At 63.1% G+C, this 18,855-nt stretch carries 20 protein-coding genes; 10 read left to right on the forward strand and 10 right to left on the reverse strand.

All coding sequences use genetic code 11. The features are described 5' to 3' along the window. The first annotated feature begins 124 nt into the window (after positions 1–124). The 9 genes from GYM54_RS11705 to GYM54_RS11745 all read left to right on the forward strand — a co-directional run bounded on the left by GYM54_RS11705 (position 125) and on the right by GYM54_RS11745 (position 8,122). The gene (locus tag GYM54_RS11705) at positions 125–358 is read left to right on the forward strand and encodes a ferredoxin family protein (RefSeq protein WP_131651431.1); all 234 of its coding nucleotides are present in this window, start codon (positions 125–127) and stop codon (positions 356–358) included. A gap of 10 nt (positions 359–368) precedes the next feature. Then, complete coding sequence (locus GYM54_RS11710; protein ID WP_131651430.1) at positions 369–1,328, forward strand: HEAT repeat domain-containing protein; 960 nt, start codon at positions 369–371, stop codon at positions 1,326–1,328. A 425-nt stretch (positions 1,329–1,753) separates the two neighbouring features. Then, complete coding sequence (gene fdxA, locus GYM54_RS11715) at positions 1,754–2,077, forward strand: ferredoxin FdxA (protein ID WP_131651429.1); 324 nt, start codon at positions 1,754–1,756, stop codon at positions 2,075–2,077. Positions 2,078–2,095: 18 nt separating this feature from the next. Next, a complete protein-coding gene (locus tag GYM54_RS11720; RefSeq protein ID WP_219853168.1) occupies positions 2,096–2,275 on the forward strand; it encodes a hypothetical protein in 180 nt (59 codons plus the stop codon). A 10-nt stretch (positions 2,276–2,285) separates the two neighbouring features. Further along, positions 2,286–2,597 carry a DUF971 domain-containing protein gene (locus GYM54_RS11725; protein ID WP_131651427.1) on the forward strand — a complete coding sequence of 104 codons (312 nt, stop codon included), beginning with the start codon at positions 2,286–2,288 and terminating at the stop codon, positions 2,595–2,597. Continuing rightward, the gene (locus GYM54_RS11730; protein WP_197445248.1) at positions 2,594–3,601 is read left to right on the forward strand and encodes a YeiH family protein; all 1,008 of its coding nucleotides are present in this window, start codon (positions 2,594–2,596) and stop codon (positions 3,599–3,601) included. The genes GYM54_RS11725 and GYM54_RS11730 overlap by 4 nt, the downstream gene beginning before the upstream one ends. 47 nt (positions 3,602–3,648) lie before the next feature. Further along, positions 3,649–4,425 (forward strand): ferredoxin--NADP reductase, encoded by a 777-nt coding sequence (locus tag GYM54_RS11735; RefSeq protein WP_197445249.1) that lies wholly within the window; start codon positions 3,649–3,651, stop codon positions 4,423–4,425. 135 nt (positions 4,426–4,560) lie between these two features. Continuing rightward, entirely contained in the window at positions 4,561–5,661 is a 1,101-nt protein-coding gene (gene apbC, locus GYM54_RS11740) for an iron-sulfur cluster carrier protein ApbC (protein ID WP_197445250.1), read from the forward strand. A gap of 493 nt (positions 5,662–6,154) precedes the next feature. Beyond that, positions 6,155–8,122: an AAA family ATPase gene (locus GYM54_RS11745; RefSeq protein WP_181104734.1), complete on the forward strand. Its 1,968-nt coding sequence runs from the start codon at positions 6,155–6,157 to the stop codon at positions 8,120–8,122. A gap of 105 nt (positions 8,123–8,227) precedes the next feature. Here the strand turns inward: GYM54_RS11745 and GYM54_RS11750 are convergent, their stop codons facing one another. The 5 genes from GYM54_RS11750 to GYM54_RS11770 form a co-directional block, all read right to left on the reverse strand. Continuing rightward, positions 8,228–8,845 carry a TPM domain-containing protein gene (locus GYM54_RS11750; RefSeq protein WP_131651422.1) on the reverse strand — a complete coding sequence of 206 codons (618 nt, stop codon included), beginning with the start codon at positions 8,843–8,845 and terminating at the stop codon, positions 8,228–8,230. Between the two features lie 57 nt (positions 8,846–8,902). Further along, positions 8,903–9,655: a YgcG family protein gene (locus GYM54_RS11755; RefSeq protein ID WP_181104736.1), complete on the reverse strand. Its 753-nt coding sequence runs from the start codon at positions 9,653–9,655 to the stop codon at positions 8,903–8,905. Next, the gene (locus GYM54_RS11760) at positions 9,652–10,260 is read right to left on the reverse strand and encodes a LemA family protein (RefSeq protein WP_131651420.1); all 609 of its coding nucleotides are present in this window, start codon (positions 10,258–10,260) and stop codon (positions 9,652–9,654) included. The genes GYM54_RS11755 and GYM54_RS11760 overlap by 4 nt, the downstream gene beginning before the upstream one ends. Before the next feature lie 95 nt (positions 10,261–10,355). After that, positions 10,356–11,579, reverse strand: a complete 1,224-nt coding sequence (locus GYM54_RS11765; protein ID WP_181104738.1) for a CaiB/BaiF CoA-transferase family protein — start codon at positions 11,577–11,579, stop codon at positions 10,356–10,358. 78 nt (positions 11,580–11,657) lie between these two features. Further along, positions 11,658–12,839 carry an acyl-CoA dehydrogenase gene (locus GYM54_RS11770; protein ID WP_181104740.1) on the reverse strand — a complete coding sequence of 394 codons (1,182 nt, stop codon included), beginning with the start codon at positions 12,837–12,839 and terminating at the stop codon, positions 11,658–11,660. A gap of 187 nt (positions 12,840–13,026) precedes the next feature. On the opposite strand from GYM54_RS11770, the gene GYM54_RS11775 reads away from it, so the two are divergent. Further along, positions 13,027–13,935 carry a LysR family transcriptional regulator gene (locus GYM54_RS11775; RefSeq protein WP_181104742.1) on the forward strand — a complete coding sequence of 303 codons (909 nt, stop codon included), beginning with the start codon at positions 13,027–13,029 and terminating at the stop codon, positions 13,933–13,935. A 671-nt stretch (positions 13,936–14,606) separates the two neighbouring features. Here the strand turns inward: GYM54_RS11775 and GYM54_RS11780 are convergent. The 5 genes from GYM54_RS11780 to GYM54_RS11800 all read right to left on the reverse strand — a co-directional run bounded on the left by GYM54_RS11780 (position 14,607) and on the right by GYM54_RS11800 (position 18,784). Further along, entirely contained in the window at positions 14,607–14,981 is a 375-nt protein-coding gene (locus GYM54_RS11780) for an SCP2 sterol-binding domain-containing protein (RefSeq protein WP_181104744.1), read from the reverse strand. 136 nt (positions 14,982–15,117) lie between these two features. Further along, complete coding sequence (locus GYM54_RS11785) at positions 15,118–15,390, reverse strand: HU family DNA-binding protein (protein WP_131651415.1); 273 nt, start codon at positions 15,388–15,390, stop codon at positions 15,118–15,120. A gap of 145 nt (positions 15,391–15,535) precedes the next feature. After that, on the reverse strand, positions 15,536–16,723 hold the full coding sequence (locus GYM54_RS11790; RefSeq protein ID WP_181104801.1) for an NAD(P)/FAD-dependent oxidoreductase: 1,188 nt from the start codon (positions 16,721–16,723) through the stop codon (positions 15,536–15,538). A 25-nt stretch (positions 16,724–16,748) separates the two neighbouring features. Beyond that, positions 16,749–16,916, reverse strand: coding sequence for a rubredoxin (locus GYM54_RS11795; protein ID WP_131651414.1), 168 nt, complete (start codon positions 16,914–16,916; stop codon positions 16,749–16,751). A 158-nt stretch (positions 16,917–17,074) separates the two neighbouring features. Then, positions 17,075–18,784 carry an L-lactate permease gene (locus GYM54_RS11800; RefSeq protein WP_181104746.1) on the reverse strand — a complete coding sequence of 570 codons (1,710 nt, stop codon included), beginning with the start codon at positions 18,782–18,784 and terminating at the stop codon, positions 17,075–17,077. Between the last annotated feature and the right edge of the window lie 71 nt (positions 18,785–18,855).

Genomic DNA, 18,855 nt, shown 5'->3' on the forward strand with positions numbered 1-18,855 from the left:
TGATGCCGCTCCGTAGGGGCGAATTTATTCGCCCAGCGAACCCTGATGCCAAGTGGCGAATGAATTCGCCCCACAGCGAAGCGGGTCGACAGTGCCCGCTCGACTGGAACCGAGGAGATAAACCATGCCCGTAGCCACCCACCGCTCTGCCGTCCCGGTCATCGTCGACGAAGAGAAATGCATTGCCGAAAAGGGCTGCCGCGTCTGCATCGACGTCTGCCCGCTGGACGTCCTGTGGATCAATCCAGACACCGGCAAGGCGCACATGAAATACGACGAATGCTGGTACTGCATGCCGTGCGAGACCGACTGCCCGACCGATGCGGTCAAGGTGAACATTCCCTACCTGCTGCGCTGAGGAGCCGCTGATGAAGACTTATGACGATCCCATGTTGCAGCAGATTGCCGACAACCTGGCCTCCGAAGACCCCGGCATTCGCCGCGTCGCTGTGCTGGAGTTGGTCGACTGCGGCGAGCCGGAAGCCGCCGAGCTGCTGATCCTGGCGCTTAACGACGAAGACCCCGCGGTGCGCCAGGAGGCCGCCAAGGTGGTCGACGAATTCGATGCGGTGGACATCGCTGACGCGCTGATCGCTGCCCTGCAAGACAGCAACGAGGTGGTGCGCAACTCCGCCGCCCATGCGCTGGCCGATCTCAAGGACCCGGCCGCGGCGATGCCGCTGCTCGAAGCGCTGGAAGGCACGGATGACCCTTTTGTCGTGGCTGGAATCCTGCGGGCGGTCAAACCGCTGCGCAACCCGGCCGCCCAGGCCCCGGCGCTGCAGCGCATGCAGGCAGCCGATGCCGGCGTGCGCCGCGAGGCGGTGGCGGTGATCGGTTGGCTGAAGCAGACCGAAAACCTTCCCGCGCTGATGGAGCGCGCCGGGCACGACGAGGACGCCGAAGTGCGCCGCGCCGCCACCGGCGCCCTGGTCTACGCCACGCCCGAGCAGGTCGGCCCGACGCTGGTCGGCCTGCTGCATGACGCGCACTGGCAAGTGCGTGTCGAAGCGGCGGTCAGCATCGGCAAGCTCAATTACCAGGCGGCCTTACAGCCCTTGGTCGAGGCCACGCACGACAGCTTCTGGCAGGTCCGCGAAAAGGCCGTGGACGCGCTCGGCAAACTCGGTGCGATCGGCGCCATCCCGGCGCTCGGCGTCTGCGCTCGCGACCCGATGAGCAACCTGCGCAAGGCCGCCATCGGCGCGCTGGGGACGATCGGTCATCACGATGGCCGGGCCTTCGTCGAGGCCGCGATGGACGACCCGGATCCGGACGTCCGCAAGCTGGCGCGCTGGGCCATGTCGAAACTCGACGCGGCAGCGTGATTATTCGGGACTCGTAATGCGTTGTGATCCACCGACCGATGCTGCCACCGAGCGGTTTCGGCGGGCTGAAGCCCGCCCTACGGGTGGCGCATCGAACGATTAACAGACTCGACGCGGCTGTACGGGGCTTACCAAAAGTCGCACTACACCGGCACCGAGATCCGCGCAGCTCCGCCCCCTTCTTTCCTGGAGAGAGGGCTGGGGTGAGGGGGACGCATCGATTGATGTTGTCACCAAGCACGTTCGGCGGATTAAAACCCGCCCTACAAGTTTGGCGTGTTGAGCGATTTACATATTTGACGCGTCGATGCAGGGCTTAAAGGGCCGCCCTGCACCGCCGCTGAGATCCACGCCGCTCTTGCCCCCTCTCCCCTTTGGGGAGAGGGCTGGGGTGAGGGGCCGGGCGCACCAGAGGAGCCTATGAGATGACTTATGTCGTTACCGAAAACTGCATTCGCTGCAAATACACCGACTGCGTCGAGGTCTGCCCCGCAGACTGCTTTCACGAGGGGCCGAACTTCCTTGTGATCAACCCGGAGACCTGCATCGACTGCAGCCTCTGCGCGCCGGAATGCCCGGCCGACGCGATCTTCGCCGACAACGCGCTGCCGGCCGATCAGAGCCATTTCATCGAGCTCAACGCCGAGCTGGCCGAAGTCTGGCCCGTGATAACCCAGACCAACAGTCCGTTGGCCGAGGCCGATACCTGGGTCGATCAGGGCGACAAGCTGCAGTTCCTGGAGCGCTGAGCTGTGCCCGAACTTGTCATGACGAGTTGGTTTCGCTGTGTGCTGCTGACGCTGGTAATCGGCAGCGCGGCCCTGACCGGTAGCGCACGGCCAGTCGAAGACCAGAGCCGCTCCGTCAGGGCCCCCGAAACCCCTGCCCTGATGATGCCGGACGGGTATCCGCCGCGCCTGTTACGCACTTTTTCCAAGATCGCTTGAGGAATTGCCCATGACCACCCAGACCCTGATTGCCCCTCCCCAGGAAATCCGCCTACGCAAGGCGCAGAAGATGCTCGAAGTGCTCTGGTCCGACGGCGTGCGCAGCCAGCTCAGCTGCCTGGCGCTGCGCAAGTCCTGCGCCTGCTCGATGTGCGCCCAGGCGCAGCAACGCGGCACGCTGACACTGATCGATGCCGACGTTGGCGTCGATCGGCTGGAGGTGTCCGGTGTCAGCGGCGTGCAATTCCATTTCAGCGATGGCCACTACCGCGGCCTGTATCCCTGGGCCTACCTGCGCGAACTGGGCGAGCGCCTGCAATGAATACACGCGCCCAGCAACTGCTCGCGCCGCCCTTCGCTGTCGTCTGTCGGCTGTATCCCGGCGCGGCGCTATGCATGGTGCTGGCCCTGGCCGGCAGTTTTCTGGCCGAACACTACGCCGCGCCCGCCCTCATGCTGGTCCTGCTGCTGGGGTTCGGTTTCGCCAGCCAGGCCGCCGATGTACGCATGCAGCCCGGCGTGACCTTCTGCAGCCGACAGATCCTGCGCATCGGCGTGGCCTTGCTCGGCGCGCGGATCGGAGTCGAGCAACTGCTGACCATTGGCAGTCTTCCGCTGCTGATGGTGGCGACCAGCGTGCCGCTGACCATCGGCGCCGCGTTACTGCTTGGCCGCTGGCTGGGCCTGCCGACCCTGCACAGCCTGGTTGCCGGCACGGCGGTGGCGATCTGCGGTGTATCGGCAGCAATCGCCGTGGCGGCGGTGATTCCCGCTGGCCGGCTGGAGGATCGACGGCTGCTCGGTGTGGTGGTTGGCGTCACCGCGCTGGGCACCCTGTCGATGCTCGTCTACCCGCCTTTGCTCGCCACCCTAGGCTATGACGATGTCGAAAGCGGGCTGCTGCTCGGCGCCAGCATCCACGACGTGGCCCAAGCGGCCGGCGCTGGCTACCTGGTGTCGGAGACAGCAGGCGATGTCGCCACCCTGACCAAGCTGTTGCGCGTCGCCCTGCTGGCACCGCTGGTGCTGCTGCTTGGCTGGCTATTACGCCGCGGCGATTCCGGCCGCGCCGAATTCCCTCTGTTTCTGCTCGGTTTTCTCGCCCTGTTCGGACTTAACAGCCTCGGCTGGCTGCCGACCGGTTTGCGCGAAGGGCTCGTCGCTGCATCCAATGCGTGCCTGCTGGTAACCATGGCGGCGCTCGGCATGCGCACCACTTTGAGCGAGCTTTTCGCCCAAGGCTGGCGACCGATGCTGCTGCTCGTGGTGCTCAGCGTCGGCCTGCTGCTGAGTGCGATGACGATGCTGGCGATGGCCTTGCCCTAACGATTTCTACTGCCTCGTTTCCGTATCCACTGTTGGAGGATTTGTCCATGGCTGCAATCGGTACCGAAAGCGTTCTCAGCGTCCGTCACTGGAACGACACCCTGTTCAGCTTCACCACTACCCGCGATCCGGGCCTGCGCTTCGAGAACGGTCACTTCGTGATGATCGGCCTTGGCGTCGAGGGCAAGCCGCTGATGCGCGCCTACAGCATCGTCAGCGCGAATCACGATGAGCATCTTGAGTTTCTCAGCATCAAGGTGCCGGACGGCCCGCTCACCTCGCGCCTACAGCATCTCAAAGAGGGCGATCCGATCCTGATCAGCCGTAAACCCGTGGGTACGCTGGTGATGCACGATCTACGGCCCGGCAAGTATCTCTACTTGTTCGGCACCGGCACCGGTCTTGCGCCCTTCATGAGCATCGTCCGTGATCCGGAGGCCTATGAGCGCTTCGACAAAATCGTGCTGGTGCATTGCGTGCGTCAGGTCAGTGAGCTGGCCTACCACGACTACTTGACTCATGAACTGCCGGAACACGAGTTTCTCGGTGAAGAGGTTCGCGAGAAGCTCATCTACTACCCCACCGTCACCCGTGAGCCATTCCGCAACCAGGGCCGCATCACCACCTTGGTGGAAACCGGCAAGCTCGCCGCCGACATTGGCCTGCCGCAACTGAACAAGGACCATGACCGCGTGATGCTCTGCGGCAGCCCCGCGATGCTCGACGAGCTGACCGGAATGCTCGATGCCATTGGCTTCGAGCCATCGGCACAGCAGGGCGAACCCGGCGACTACGTGATTGAACGCGCCTTCGTGGAGAAATAGCTGAGCGGAACCTGTAGGAGCGACTTGCTCGCGAAGCGCTTGCGTCGCCTATTCGCGAGCAAGGACTCGGCCTCCCCCTCGCTCCTACCAGCACGGTTAACACCTTTTCCACCGGGCCTTGCCCAGGAGCACGTCATGAGTCTGATCACATTGAAGACGTCCGAAAGCGACCTTGGCACCCAGGCCGAACGGGCACTGAGCCAGTGGATCGAACCCTGCCTCGGCTGCGACCTACTCAGTGCCGGCGCGGTACGTGCGCTCCGGGTCGAGGGTACGCACCTGCATCTCGCGCTATCGCTGGGCTTTCCAGCGGATGGCTATCAGCAGGCGCTGAGCCGGGCGCTGCAAGCGCTGTTGCTGGCCCATACCCAGGCAAGAACGGTAACGGTCGAGGTCGACTGGACCGTCACTGCCGCGCCGGTCACGGCCCAGGCAGTGCCTGGCGTGAAACACCTGATCGCGGTCGCTTCGGGCAAAGGCGGAGTGGGAAAATCCACCACCGCGACGAATCTGGCACTGGCCCTAGCCGCCGATGGCGCGCGGGTCGGCATGCTCGATGCCGATCTCTATGGTCCCAGCCAGCCGCGCTTGCTGGGGCTTTCCGGCATCCCGGAAAGCCGCGACGGCAAGCTGGAACCGATGCTCGGCCACGGACTGCAATGTATGTCCATCGGCTTTCTCGTGGATGAAGAAACCCCGGTAATCTGGCGCGGCCCGATGATCACCCAGGCGCTGACCCGGCTGCTGCAAGAAACCCACTGGCAGGAGCTCGATTACCTGATCGTCGATCTGCCGCCTGGCACGGGCGACACCCACCTGACCCTGGCGCAAAAGATGCCCGTATCGGCTGCGCTGATCGTCACCACGCCGCAGGACCTCGCCCTGCTAGATGCCCGCAAGGGCCTACGCATGTTCGAGAAGGTCAACGTGCCGGTGCTGGGCATCATCGAGAATATGAGCCTGCATGTCTGCAGCCAGTGCGGGCATGAAGAGCACATCTTCGGCAGCGGCGGCGCGCGGCGCATGGCTGAGCAGTACGGCAGCGAGTTGCTTGGCGAATTGCCGCTGGACATGCGTATCCGCATTGGCGCAGACGATGGGTTGCCGATCGTCACTGCCGAGCCGCAAGGTGCGCTGGCACAGAGCTACCGGAACATTGCCCGCCGGGCCATGGCACGGCTGTCGCTACGCTCGCACCAGACTGCAGCTAAGTTGCCGCAGGTGGTCGAGGCCTGATCCAGCCTTTCTCCTTCCGTAAATCTGGTTGCGTTTGGGTGGGAACTGATGCGCGGCACCGACCCCACGCCATCATCTAATGCCGCTTCAGGCGCCCCGAAGTCTCGGTCTCGGACAGCTTCATGCTCGGCCATTTCAGCGCTGACCGAAGCGCTGAGCGCCAGGGGCCCCTCGCCGAACGTCAGGGGCAGCATTGAAGCAAACGGTACGCGTACTTCACCTACGGCCAATTTGTTCCGCGACCTAACGGTCATTCGTCGCAAACCCAGGTGCCGCTCGTCGTTAAGCCTCGCGCATGATGGCACTTGCCGTATCCTCGCCGGCTATCGGAGCCGAAGAGCCCGAACCGCAGTCCGGCATATAAATCGCATCCAACGAGCCCGTACTGCTCAGCGCCACGCAATTGGCGCTTGCGGGGCTTTCCCGCGTACAACTGTGGTCCGCCTCGATGGCGGTTGTTTGTCAAACGTCGGGCTTCCCGATTGGATGTGAAATGAAAACACCACGTCTGCTACAAGGCCGCCGCGGCCCTGTGCTCTCCGTTCTGCTAGTGCTGGCGCTCGCCGCCGGCCTGGCCTACTGGCAATTCAAGCCCAGCGTTCCGGCCACGCCAACCACCGGCGCCGCAGCCAGCATGCTCGAAGCCTTGCAGGAATCCACAGACCCCTGGGAAGCCAATCGCCAGGATCTTTCGGTACTGATGAATGACCTGCGTGGTGCCACCATCGCCAGCGCGGCACTCGGCCAGGATGCGGTCTATATCAGCCTGAACGACGGGCTGCGCTACTGGATACCGGATCAATCTGGCCGTGTGGCCCAGTTGCTGCTCGATCACTACGCCAGTAGCGAAGGCCAGCTGTTCCCGCTGACGCTGTTCGAAACGGACGGTGAAGCGCCCTGGTACAAGGCGCTGGTGCCCTACGCACCCTTCATACTTCTGTTGGTCGGTGCGCTCGCTTATCTGGCGATCAAGAGCCAAGGCTTCCGCGTGCAGCGCAAGGGCAGCGGCATCGGCTTTGCCGACGTGATCGGCGCCAGTGAAGCCAAGCAGGCACTCTCCGACGTCACCGCTTACCTCCGCGACCCTGCCGCCTATGCCGCGCTGGGCGCCCGTCCGCCCAAGGGCGTGCTACTGACCGGCGAACCCGGCACCGGCAAGACTCAGCTGGCCAAGGCGCTGGCGACCGAGTCTAACGCCAGCTTCATTCAGGTCACCGGCAGCGATTTTTCCTCGATGTACTTCGGGGTCGGCATCCAGAAGGTCAAGGCGCTGTTCCGCACCGCGCGCAAGCAGGCGCCCTGCATCATCTTCATCGATGAGATCGACGGCATCGGCAAGCGCGCCGAACAACAGCGTTCCAGCGACGCCGAGAGCAACCGCATCATTAACCAGTTCCTCGCCGAGATGGACGGCTTCGACGGCGCCAGTGGCGTGCTGGTGCTGGGCGCGACCAACTTTCCCAACTCGCTTGATCCGGCGCTGGTGCGCGAAGGCCGCTTCGACCGCTCGATTGCCGTTGGCCTGCCGGGACTCGCCGATCGGGAAGCGCTGTTCCGCCTGTACGCCGGCAAGATCCGGGCTGCGCAGGATCTGGATTTCGCTCAACTGGCGCGCAACACCGTCGGCCTGACGCCCGCCGCCATCGCCTATATCGCCAACCATGCCGCCCTGCTAGCCGCGCGTGGCGCAGCGAAGACAGTAACCATGGAGCACTTCGTCGACGCCGTGGAAACCTGCCGCATCGGCGAACAGCCATCGGGCGTCACGCCCATGTCGCCGAACGACCGCAAGCGCATCGCCGTGCATGAAGCCGGTCACGCATTGGTCGCCGCGGCGTTGAAAGTGGGTCGGGTGGAGAAGGTCACCATTCTGCCGCGCGGCCAGGCGCTGGGCGTGACGCTGGTGACGCCAGTGGAAGACAAGCGCCTGCACATGGAATCCGAACTACGCAACCGCATTCAGATGCTGCTGGCCGGCCGTGGCGCCGAGCAGCTGTATTTCCATGAGGTGTCATCGGGCGCCGGCCAGGATCTACAGGAAGCCTCGAAGATCGCCCTGTCCATGGTCGGTGCGTTGGGTATGGGTCCGAACGGTTCGCTGCTAAGCCTGCAGGCGGTGCGCGACGCGCATATCGAATTCGATTCCGGCGAGTCCATTCGCGCCGCGGACAACCTGCTCAAGCAGCTGGACCGCGACTGCATGGCGCTTTTGCAGCGGCTCAAGCCGGCGCTGGACGAGGTCGCCGAACGCCTGCTGGCCGAGGAAACGGTGCCCGGTGAAGAGGTGCTGGCGGCCATCGAGCGCCTGCCCGAGCATCACCACGAGGCCAGCGTCAGTTCTATCATCGGCCACGCCATGAGCAGCATCGACCGCGTCGCGGCCAGTGCAATGGCGGACGCCCAATTCCTCGAATTGGCGCCGGTGGAACAGCCCGAGGACGACGGTCCGGGAATGGTCTGAAGAAGGCTGGGCAGGGTTCACGCACTGTGAAAACTGCCCAGCTTTTTCGTCTCCGAAAAACGCGGGTTACGTCTGCCCCGCTTCGCGTTCAGCTGTCATCGCTTTTCAATCGATAACCACCAGACGGTTCGGCAACTCGTTGCGCTCATGAGTGGCCGGCACGTGTTGTTCGAGCAACGAGCCGCACGCCTCGATACAGTTCAGAAACCCCTGAAGCACCTGCCCATTGCGCACGTCGTCAGTAAAATTCTCGACGATCGATTGCCAGGCGCTGTTGTCGATTCGGCTGGAAATTCCACGATCCACCAGAATCTCGACATAACGCTCGGCTTCGCAGACAAAGATCAGCATGCCGGTGCCGCCCTCGGTGTGGTGCAGATTCAGCTCTATGAATTGCCGACGCGCCAGGTTGCAGGCCCGCCAATGCCGGACCGAGCGTGGAATCAGCCGTGTGGTTAGGCTGGGAATCCGAAAGATCACCGCCAGCACGATGAACGTCAGCCACTGCACCAGCAGTAGCTGCCAGGCTGACAACCAGCCAGTGAAGAACAGCAACGCGCCGGGCAACAGCAACGCGATCAGGCTGGCCCACAACAGCGGGATGTAGCGATAGTCATCAGCCTGCGCCGCCAGCACCGTCACCAGCTCGGCGTCGGTGCCACGCTCCACGCGCTCGATCGCCTCGGTTACTTGTTGCAGCTCGCTTTCGGTCAGTAGGGTCATTGCTCGTTCATCGTCGAGGTAGGTTCTCGTTGTGTTGATCTAGGGCCAGATTTTCAGTCACCAGCCACCCGAGGCGCCGCCGCCACCGAAGCCGCCACCTCCGCCGCCAAAACCACCTCCACCAAAACCGCCACCGCCGAAGCCACCGCCGCGCCCCATACCGCCTAGCAAGGCGCCGAGCAGCAAAGCCTTGCGACCACCGCCACGACCGCCCCGGCCGCCGCCGATGACGAAGATGGCCACCAGCATCAGGAAGAAGCCGAGGATGCCGAGCCCGCCGGGTTCTTGCGCGCCCATGGGCATCGCTGGGCGCATGGCCGCACTCTGCAGCGGGTCGCCACCGAGCACCTGCACCATCGCGGCGGCGCCTTCGCTGATGCCGCGGGCGAAATCGCCCTGCTGGAAGGCCGGTGCGATGATGCCGTTGATGATCATCGAGGATTGCGCGTCGGTCAGCCTGCCTTCGAGGCCGTAGCCAACTTCGATGCGGATCCGGCGGTCATCACGCGCGACGATCAGCAGCGCACCGTTGTCCTCGCCCTGCTGGCCGATGCCCCACGCACGGCCGAGCTGCACGCCGAAATCCTCGATGCTGCGCCCTTGCAGGTCCGGCACCGTGACCACCACCACCTGCTCGCTGGTGGCCTGTTCATGGGCGGCAAGCATGCTGGTCAGGCTAGCTTCGGTCTGGGGGTCGAGCAGCTCGGCCTGGTCCACTACCCTGCCGGTCAGCGTCGGCAGCTCCGCGTCCTGCGCAAAGACACTGCCGCAGATCAGCAGCAGCGGGAATAGCAGCAGCCTGATGCTCATTCAAACTGCACTTGCGGCGCCTGATCGGCGTTCTCGGCGGTGGCCTCGAAGTTCTCGCGAATCGGCATGTCGCTGTACATCAGGGTGTGCCAGATACGACCGGGGAAGGTACGAATCTCGGTGTTGTAGCGTTCGACCGCCGCGATGAAGTCGCGCCTCGCCACGGCGATGCGGTTTTCCGTACCTTCGAGCTGCGACTGTAAGGCAAGGAAGTTCTGGTTCGACTTCAGTTCCGGGTAGCGCTCGGACACCATCATCAGCCGGCTCAGGGCGCCGGTCAGCTGGTTCTGCGCCTGCTGGAACTGCTGCAGCTGTTCGGGATTGTTCAGCGTGTTGGCGTCCACCTGTATCGACGTCGCCTTGGCCCGCGCCTCGACCACAGCGGTCAGGGTTTCCTGCTCCTGACGGGCGAAGCCCTTCACCGTCTCGACCAGGTTCGGGATCAGGTCGGCACGGCGTTGGTACTGGTTTTCCACCTGGGCCCAAGCCGATTTCACCTGCTCGTCATACTGGGGAATATTGTTGATGCCGCAGCCGGCCAGCAGCCAGGACATGAACAGGACAACCAACAGTTGCCCGGTGATTCGATAGCGCTGCATCTGCATGATTCGCTCGTCCGCTCAAGATTTGAGTACCTAAATAGGGATAGTCAGACGGCGGGAGAGTTCAGCGAGCGTGAGGTTCGGCTTGTTAGATGGGCTTAGATCACTCCGTCCCGCCGCAGAGATGCAACCTGCTCCGGAGCCAGACCCAGCAGCCGTTGCAGCAGCGCCTCGCTGTGTTCACCCAACAATGGCGGTGCCTTTCGATAGTCCACAGGCGACTCGGACAGGCGGATCGGGCTCGCCACCTGGGGCACGCTGCCCGCCAGCGGATGCGGTATCTCCACGCGCAAACCGCGCGCCTGAACATGCGGGTCGGCGAACACCTGAGCGACGTCGTTGATCGGCCCACAGGGCACGCCAGCGCGCTCCAGCTCCGCCACCCACTCGGCAGTGGTGCGGAACACCGTGACCTGGCGAATCATTGGAATCAGCGCGGCACGGTTCGCAACCCGCGCCTTGTTGCTGGCGAAACGCGGGTCATCGGCCCACTCGGGACACCCGGCCACGTCTGCGAACTTGCGGAACTGCCCGTCGTTGCCGATGGTGAGAATGATGTCGCCATCGGCGGTGGGAAAATCCTGATACGGCACGATGTTCGGATGCGCATTGCCCATGCGCTTGGGCGCGACGCCGGTAGTCAGGTAGTTCATCGCCTGATTGGCCAGGCAGGCGACCTGCACGTCCAGCAGCGCCAACTCGACATGCTGACCGACGCCGCTCTGCTCGCGACGGTTGAGCGCGGCCAGCACCCCGACGGTGGCATAGAGGCCGGTGAGGATATCTGTCAGCGCCACGCCGACCTTGACCGGCCCGGCGCCCTCCTCGGCATCGCTGCGGCCGGTCAGGCTCATCAGTCCGCCGAGGCCCTGGATCATGAAGTCGTAGCCGGCGCGCTGGGCATAAGGACCGTCGCTGCCGAAACCAGTGATCGAGCAGTAGATCAGTCGCGGGTTGATCGCCTTGAGGCTTTCATAGTCCAGCCCGTAAGCAGCCAGCCCGCCGACCTTGAAGTTCTCCAGCAACACATCGCACCCAGCCACCAGCTCACGAATGATCCGCTGGCCTTCTGACTGGGTGAAATCCAGGGTCAGCGACTCCTTGTTGCGGTTGGCCGACAGGTAATAGGCAGCCTCCGAGGTGTTCTCGCCCTGTTGGTCTCTCAGATACGGAGGCCCCCAGTGACGGGTATCGTCGCCCGTACCAGGCCGCTCGACCTTGATCACTTCAGCGCCGAGATCACCGAGAATCTGCCCGCACCAGGGGCCAGCAAGCACGCGGGACAAGTCCAGAACGCGGAGGTTGGCTAATGCGCCGGTCATGGAAAAACCTCTTCGAAAGCTGGAGCTAGAAGCGGTGCAGACTTTTACTTTCAGCTTCCGGCCCAAGCTTCTCGCTGCTTAAAAGAACGCCTGAATCCCCGTTTGCGCCCGCCCGAGAATCAGTGCGTGCACGTCATGGGTGCCTTCGTAGGTATTGACCACTTCCAGGTTGACCAGATGCCGGGCCACGCCGAACTCGTCGCTGATGCCGTTACCGCCGAGCATGTCGCGGGCCAGGCGCGCCACGTCCAGCGCCTTGCCGCAGCTGTTGCGCTTCATGATCGAGGTGATTTCCACGGCAGCGGTGCCTTCGTCCTTCATCCGTCCCAAGCGCAGGCAGCCTTGCAAGGCCAAGGTGATCTCGGTCTGCATGTCGGCGAGCTTCTTCTGGATCAGCTGATTGGCGGCCAATGGACGGCCGAACTGCTGGCGATCCAGGGTGTACTGACGCGCGGTGTGCCAGCAGAACTCGGCGGCGCCCAGTGCACCCCAGCTGATGCCGTAACGGGCCGAATCCAGGCAGGTGAAGGGACCACGCAGGCCGCGCACGTCGGGGAAGGCGTTTTCTTCCGGGCAAAACACATTGTCCATTACGATCTCGCCGGTGATCGACGCGCGCAGACCAACCTTGCCGTGGATCGCCGGAGCGGACAGCCCCTCCCAGCCCTTCTCCAGCACGAAACCACGAATCGCGCCCTCGTCGTCCTTGGCCCAGACCACGAAGACGTCGGCGATCGGACTGTTGGTGATCCACATCTTGGCGCCGGATAGGCGATAGCCGCCGTCGACCTTCTTCGCCCGGGTCACCATCGAACCCGGATCGGAGCCGTGGTTCGGCTCGGTCAGGCCGAAGCAGCCGATGTATTCGCCGCTTGCCAGCTTGGGCAAGTATTTCTGCTTGGTTTCCTCGTGGCCGAACTCGTTGATCGGCACCATCACCAGCGAAGACTGCACGCTCATCATCGAGCGGTAGCCCGAATCGATGCGTTCCACCTCGCGGGCGATCAGGCCGTAGCAGACGTAGTTCAGGCCGCTGCCGCCGTAGGCTTCGGGAATGGTCGCGCCGAGCAAACCAGTTTCGCCCATCTCGCGGAAGATCGCCGCGTCGGTGCGCTCGTGGCGGAAGGCCTCCAGCACCCGCGGCGCCAGCTTGTCTGCCGCGAACTGCTGGGCGCTGTCACGCACCATGCGCTCCTCTTCCGTCAATTGCTGATCGAGCAATAGCGGGTCGATCCAGTTGAAGCTTGCCTTGGCGGTCATGAGCGAATCCTCGGACGTTTTATTGTGTTCCGGTAGAAGCTGCTGTGCCCCTACGGGGAACGAATGTCAGAGAGGCTAGGCCGGTAGTCGCCGTCGGGCAACCGACGATTTCGCACCTACCTGTGCGTGTTCCTCACTTCGGAATATCATTCTTGCCCTCAGATGCACGAATACATGAGATTTCCGCATGCGTCGCAAAATTCCCAGTACCGCAGCCCTGGTCGCTTTCGAAGCGGCCGCGCGTCATCAAAGCTTCACCCGTGCCGCCGAAGAGCTGGCCTTGACCCAAAGCGCCATCTGCCGCCAGATCGGTGGACTGGAGGAATTTCTCGGGCTGGCGCTGTTTCGCCGCTCGCGGCGCGGCGTGCAACTGACCGAGGCAGGGCAATCCTATGCGCGGCGCATCGCCGCGCAACTGGATGCGGTGGAACGCGACACTCTCTCGGTGATGGGTCAGCAGGGCGCGATGAGCCTCGAACTCGCCGTGGTGCCCACCTTCGGCACTCAGTGGCTGGTGCCCCGATTGAAAGATTTCCAGGCGCGGCATCCGCAGATCAGCCTCAACCTGACCAACCGCACCCGGCCGTTCCTTTTCGCCGATACCGATTTCGACGCCGCCATCTATTTCGGCGATGCCGATTGGTCCGGCACCGAGGCACACTTCCTCATGCCTGAGGATTTACAGCCGGTCTGCAGCCCTGCGCTGCTTCGCGGCGGCGGGCCGCTTGACGCCGAAGCCCTGGCCAGGATACCGCTGCTGCAGCAGAGCACCCGGCCCTATGCCTGGCGGCAGTGGTTCGATTCGCTGGGGATGAAGGTCGCCCGCGACATGACCGGGCCGCGATTGGAGTTGTTCTCGATGCTGGCCCAGGCGGCGGAACACGGGATGGGGGTGGCGTTGATCCCGCCCTTTCTGATCCAGCGGGAGTTGGCGGAGGGACGGCTGGTAACGGCGCATCCGCATGCATATCGCAGTGGGACGCAGGGGTATTACTTGATGATTCCGGAGAGGAAGGTGGAGGCGGCAGGGTTGGTGGCGTTTCGGGAGTGGTTGGTGGGTGAGGCGCGGGTTTGGGCCGGCGGCGCAAGGGGCTGATTTCGGAGCTAGCTGGGAATTGGGTTTCGCCCCGCTGGGCGAGTCACTTTTTCCAAACGCGGAAAAAGTAACCAAAAACGCTTGCCCCTGCATACGGCCCCGGCTACGCCGGGGTTCCCTCGCTTCATCGCTGCTCCGGGGGCCGGCGTACAAGGGCCATCCATGGCCCTTTACGCCTCTCGCGGCATCCATGCCGCTCGCTCCCCTACACAGCGACTCCACTCGGCCTCCTGAGAGGGGCGTTTGGTGTCGCCTGTTAGTTCGTGCAAAAAAAGAGCAAAAGAGCAAAAGAGCAAAAGAGCAAAAGAGCAAAAGAGCAAATATGGCCTTTCACACGACTCGGACTCCCTTCCCCTTCAGGAGGCCGATCGCAGGCGTTGCGCAGGGGGTTGCGAGGCAAGGCGCCAAGCGAGGAGTGATGGATGGCCCTTCGCGAGGGGCGCCTAGCTCGACCTCCGGAGCGACGCCGGCATGGGACTTTTGCGAAGCAAAACCCGGATGTAGGGGGGCGATTTCTTTTGCTTACTTTTCTTTGCGCCGGGCGGCGATCCGCAAACAAAGAAAAGTAAGACGCCGTGCGAGGCGCAATCTGTAGTCCGCACCGAAGAAAGCGCGACGTGTATGCAGGCAACCAAATGCCTAGTTCAGTCGCGGCAACGCCGTCCCTATGACTACTTCTTCTTGCGGGGTTTCAAATACTTGGTCAGCCCCTGAAACCACATCACCAACGCTGGGTTGCCTTGGATCTGGATGTCTTTGTTCTGGATGCCCTGCATGAAGGCCAGCTGCTTGTTCTTGGCATTCATGGTGGCGAAGCCATAGGCACTGTCCTTGAAGCCGATGGCAAAAGCCGGCTCCGCGGCGGGACCGCCCTTGCTGGTGATGCGCTGATTCTTGACGACGTAATGCCGCGCTACCTTGCCGTCCAGGGTATGCAATTGGAAGGTCAGGTTCTTGTCGCCCAGCTGCTGCTGGAAATCGGGATTGGTACGGCTAGCCTTGGCCATCAGGCGGCCCAGCATCCAGAGAAGAAAACGAAATTTCATGAATTTGCCGACCGTTAGCAAAAGGTGTCGCATTGTAGCGACTGATCGGAGCAGCGGAAGTGCGGGAACAGCTGGGTCCGGAGCGGACCGGCGGGTCAGGCTGACCCGGAGCCGCTCGGGCCCCGGGCAGCGCGTATCAGTTGATCGCGTCTTTCAGCATCTTTCCCGGCTTGAACGCCACGGTATTGCTGGCCCTGATGGTGACGGGCTCGCCCGTTTGCGGGTTCTTGCCCGTGCGGGCGCCTCGGTGGCGTTGCACAAAGGTACCGAAACCAACCAAGGTCACGCTGTCCTTGCGGTTGAGCGCGTTGGTGATTTCATCAAGTACGGCGTTGAGTACACGATTGGCCTGATCCTTGGTGAGATCGGCTTTATCTGCGATAGCGGCAGCGAGTTCCGGTTTACGCATGGGTAGCCTCTGACTTTTTTGTTTTTGTATTCGCTGTTTCCAAACAGCGTTCCGAGCACTGCAACAGCTCTACGCTGCGGCAGTGCCACTGGGAGCATGGCACGCTGCTAGCACTCGCGCCAGCCCCCGCCAGCGCTTTACCGAGTCATTCAGAAGACTTTAACGACAGAAGCTGAGGCACTTCCGCCAAGACCGGCGGCAGCTGCTTATTCAAGTCCAGACGCTCCCGCACGGCCGCCCCGGTCAGCGCGTAACCCAACAGATTGCCATCGATGCCGCGGAATAGAGCCTTGAGGTCGCTGCCCTCGCCTTCCACACTCCAATGCCCGTCGCTGCCAGCCGCCGGCGGTGATACCACCAGAGGACAAACCGGAGTTTTCACCGTGATCGGCATCGGTCCGTAAGCCACCGAGGTCGGCTTGCCGAAAAGCGTTTGTGCAAGCGCGCGCACGCCGCTCATCAAGGGCATCACGTACAGCAGATTGAGCCCACCGACCTCAGCGCAATCCCCCAGCGCGTAGACGTGGTTGGTAGAGGTCTGCAGCATCCGGTCAACGGTAATACCGCGATTGACCTCGAGCCCTGCAGCAGCCGCGAGTTCGGTGCGTGGGCGCAGGCCAACGGCGCTCACCGCCAGATCGCAGCTCAACCGCTGGCCGTCCGACAGCTGCGCTTCGAGGGCATCGCCACTCCGGTCCAGGCGCTCCAGCACCGGGCCAAGGTGAAAGCGCGCGCCCAGCGACTCCAGCCCTCGCTGCACGGCCGCCGCAACGTCCACCGGAAGCAACGACGGCATGATCTGTTCGCAGGGTGCGACCAATTCCACCTCGTACCCACCGTGCAGCAAGTCATTGGCAAATTCACAGCCGATCAGCCCGGCGCCGACGATCAGCACACGTCGCTTGCCTCTTGCAGCTTCGCGGAAGCGGCCGTAGTCGAGCAGGTCATTGATCGGGAAGATGGCGTCCTGTGCATCGCCTGCGATCGGCACCTGAATCGTCTGCGCGCCCCAGGCGAGTACCAAATCGCGATAGGGCACCGGCTCGTTGCCAATCCACACGCGGCGATTGTCGGGGTCGAGGCGTGTTACCCGCGTATGGGTGCGGATCTCGGCGTTGAGCTGGATGGCCATCTGCCCGGCGCTCAACATGCCGAGGGCATCGGCGTCCTTGTTCATGGCGAAACCGGTGGACAGCATTGGCTTGGAATAGGACCGACCGTCATCGGCGGTGATCAGCAGCAGCGGCGTCTCGCTGTCGTGCTTGCGGAACTCCCGCGCCAGGTTGTAGCCCGCCAGGCCGGTGCCGATGATGACCAGCGGCGCGTCCGGCATGCCTTTAGTGTTCGATTCGTTCATATCAGCCAATCGCGATCATTTCGAAATCCATCTTGCCCACGCCGCAATCGGGGCACAGCCAGTCTTCAGGCACATCTTCCCAGGCGGTCCCGGGTGCGATGCCTTCGTCCGGCCAGCCTTCGGCTTCGTCATAGATGAATCCGCATACCACGCATTGCCACTTTCTCATCGTTCACCTCGATCATTTTCGTTTGCGCTGCACGCTATACCAGAACGCTGCGATCCACCAAACCCTGGAGTCCCGTCGATAGACCATCGGCCGGCTAAGGATCTCAGCACGAAACAAAACGGGCGGCCTAAGCCGCCCGTTCGGGTCCCTGTACGCCTTTAACTGGCGCTAGCGATTCCCGACAGCGGATCAGTGATACCCATCACATAGAAGCCGATGAGACCGATGGTGCCGGCCAGGATGAGGTAATACAGGGTCGGCAGCATGGTCTTGCGCAGGGTCACGCCTTCGCGCCCCAGCAGGCCCACGGTTGCCGAAGCCGCTACCACGTTGTGGATGGCGATCATGTTGCCCGCCGCCGCACCCACCGACTGCAGTGCCACCATCAGCGCACCGGAGAGGCCCAACAGGCCCGCGGTGTTGAACTGGAACTGCGACAGCATCAGGTTGGACACGGTATTGGAGCCGGCGATGAAGGCGCCCAGGGCGCCAACCGCTGGGGCGAAGAACGGATACACATCGCCCACACTGCTGGCCACCAGCTGCGCCATGGCCACTGGCATGGAAACCAGGTCCGAGCCGTTGACGCCGGAGTTGATCAGGATCCGCACCATGGGAATGGTGAAGATCAGCACGAAACCGGCACCGAGCAGCGTCTTGCTCGATTCGGAAATCGCCGCGCCTAGTTCGCCGGCCTTCATCCGGTGCAGGAAGAAGGTGACCAGCACCACCATGCAGAGAATGCCGCCCGGCAGGAACAGCGGCTCCAAGGTGCCAGACACGCCGGTTTCACCGAGGATGTCCCTCCAGCCGAAGCTGACCGACATCAGCGCCGCCTTGACGTCTGGGAAGACTCGCGAGATCACCAGGAAGGCGGCGAGCAGCAGGTACGGGGCCCAGGCCATCGGCACCGAGATGGGCGTCTTGCCGGCCACATCATCGATCTTCATCTCGATCTTGCCCATCCAGTCGGCAGGCCACTCGCTGGCCGGGGCGAAGTCCCAGGTTTCCTTCGGCAGCAGGAAGCCAGCCTTGGCAGCCGGCACAACGATGGCCAGACCCACCAGGGCGCCGATCATCGAGGGGAATTCCGGGCCGAGGAAGACGCCGGCGGCGGCATAGGGAATAACAAACGCCAAGCCAGTGAAGATCGCGAAAGGCGCCATCGCCAGCCCTTCGGACCAGGATTTTTTGCGCCCGAAATAGCGGGTCAGGATGCACAGCATGATCAGCGGCATGAGGATGCCGCACAGCGCGTGGATGATCGCGACGCGCGAGAATATCAGGTGGAAGAAGACCTCCCAGTTACTGCCCACCGCCGCCAGCTGCGCGCCGATACCAGTCTGATCGAGGCCGCCACCGACCCCGACAATGATCGGTGTACCGACAGCACCGAAGGAAACCGGCGTGGACTGCACCATCATGCCCATCACCACCGCGGCCAGTGCCGGGAAGCCCAGCGCAACCATCAGCGGCGCAGCCACCGCAGCTGGCGTACCGAAGCCCGAGGCGCCCTCGATGAAGCAACCGAACAGCCAGGCCACGATCAGCGCCTGTACGCGCCGGTCAGGGCTGATGTTGGAAAAGCCCCGGCGAATCGCGGCGATACCACCGGAATGCTTGAGGGTGTTGAGGAGAAGGATGGCGCCGAAGATGATCCAGAGGATCGCGGCAGTGAGAATCAGGCCTTGCAGCGTGGAAGCCAAGACCCGGTTGAAGGTCATGTCCCAGGCCAGCAGGCCGATCAGCGCGGTAAGCACGAATACCAGCGGCATCGCGTACTTGGCCGGCCAGCGAAAGCCGATCAACAGTACGCCCGCCAACACCAGTGGCACGAAGGCCAGTATGGACAGCAGTGTCTGACTCATTGTTGGGTTCCTTGTTTTTTGTTGTGAACCACTTCTTTCTCCGGGAAACCCCGGCGCCCCGCATGGATGTC

This window comes from Pseudomonas sp. MTM4 (assembly GCF_019355055.1).
GTDB lineage: Bacteria > Pseudomonadota > Gammaproteobacteria > Pseudomonadales > Pseudomonadaceae > Stutzerimonas.

What these genes read in the sequence shown, in the direction of transcription:
- GYM54_RS11750 (WP_131651422.1), bottom strand. Translation starts at nt 8,845, where the DNA reads ATGACCCTACTGACCGAAAGCGAGCTGCAACAAGTAACCGAGGCGATC.
- fdxA (WP_131651429.1), top strand. Translation starts at nt 1,754, where the DNA reads ATGACTTATGTCGTTACCGAAAACTGCATTCGCTGCAAATACACCGAC.
- GYM54_RS11730 (WP_197445248.1), top strand. Translation starts at nt 2,594, where the DNA reads ATGAATACACGCGCCCAGCAACTGCTCGCGCCGCCCTTCGCTGTCGTC.
- GYM54_RS11760 (WP_131651420.1), bottom strand. Translation starts at nt 10,260, where the DNA reads ATGCAGATGCAGCGCTATCGAATCACCGGGCAACTGTTGGTTGTCCTG.
- GYM54_RS11795 (WP_131651414.1), bottom strand. Translation starts at nt 16,916, where the DNA reads ATGAGAAAGTGGCAATGCGTGGTATGCGGATTCATCTATGACGAAGCC.
- GYM54_RS11780 (WP_181104744.1), bottom strand. Translation starts at nt 14,981, where the DNA reads ATGAAATTTCGTTTTCTTCTCTGGATGCTGGGCCGCCTGATGGCCAAG.
- GYM54_RS11800 (WP_181104746.1), bottom strand. Translation starts at nt 18,784, where the DNA reads ATGAGTCAGACACTGCTGTCCATACTGGCCTTCGTGCCACTGGTGTTG.
- GYM54_RS11775 (WP_181104742.1), top strand. Translation starts at nt 13,027, where the DNA reads ATGCGTCGCAAAATTCCCAGTACCGCAGCCCTGGTCGCTTTCGAAGCG.
- GYM54_RS11785 (WP_131651415.1), bottom strand. Translation starts at nt 15,390, where the DNA reads ATGCGTAAACCGGAACTCGCTGCCGCTATCGCAGATAAAGCCGATCTC.
- GYM54_RS11770 (WP_181104740.1), bottom strand. Translation starts at nt 12,839, where the DNA reads ATGACCGCCAAGGCAAGCTTCAACTGGATCGACCCGCTATTGCTCGAT.
- GYM54_RS11745 (WP_181104734.1), top strand. Translation starts at nt 6,155, where the DNA reads ATGAAAACACCACGTCTGCTACAAGGCCGCCGCGGCCCTGTGCTCTCC.
- GYM54_RS11735 (WP_197445249.1), top strand. Translation starts at nt 3,649, where the DNA reads ATGGCTGCAATCGGTACCGAAAGCGTTCTCAGCGTCCGTCACTGGAAC.
- GYM54_RS11710 (WP_131651430.1), top strand. Translation starts at nt 369, where the DNA reads ATGAAGACTTATGACGATCCCATGTTGCAGCAGATTGCCGACAACCTG.
- GYM54_RS11725 (WP_131651427.1), top strand. Translation starts at nt 2,286, where the DNA reads ATGACCACCCAGACCCTGATTGCCCCTCCCCAGGAAATCCGCCTACGC.
- GYM54_RS11765 (WP_181104738.1), bottom strand. Translation starts at nt 11,579, where the DNA reads ATGACCGGCGCATTAGCCAACCTCCGCGTTCTGGACTTGTCCCGCGTG.
- GYM54_RS11705 (WP_131651431.1), top strand. Translation starts at nt 125, where the DNA reads ATGCCCGTAGCCACCCACCGCTCTGCCGTCCCGGTCATCGTCGACGAA.
- GYM54_RS11755 (WP_181104736.1), bottom strand. Translation starts at nt 9,655, where the DNA reads ATGAGCATCAGGCTGCTGCTATTCCCGCTGCTGCTGATCTGCGGCAGT.
- GYM54_RS11720 (WP_219853168.1), top strand. Translation starts at nt 2,096, where the DNA reads ATGACGAGTTGGTTTCGCTGTGTGCTGCTGACGCTGGTAATCGGCAGC.
- GYM54_RS11790 (WP_181104801.1), bottom strand. Translation starts at nt 16,723, where the DNA reads ATGCCGGACGCGCCGCTGGTCATCATCGGCACCGGCCTGGCGGGCTAC.
- apbC (WP_197445250.1), top strand. Translation starts at nt 4,561, where the DNA reads ATGAGTCTGATCACATTGAAGACGTCCGAAAGCGACCTTGGCACCCAG.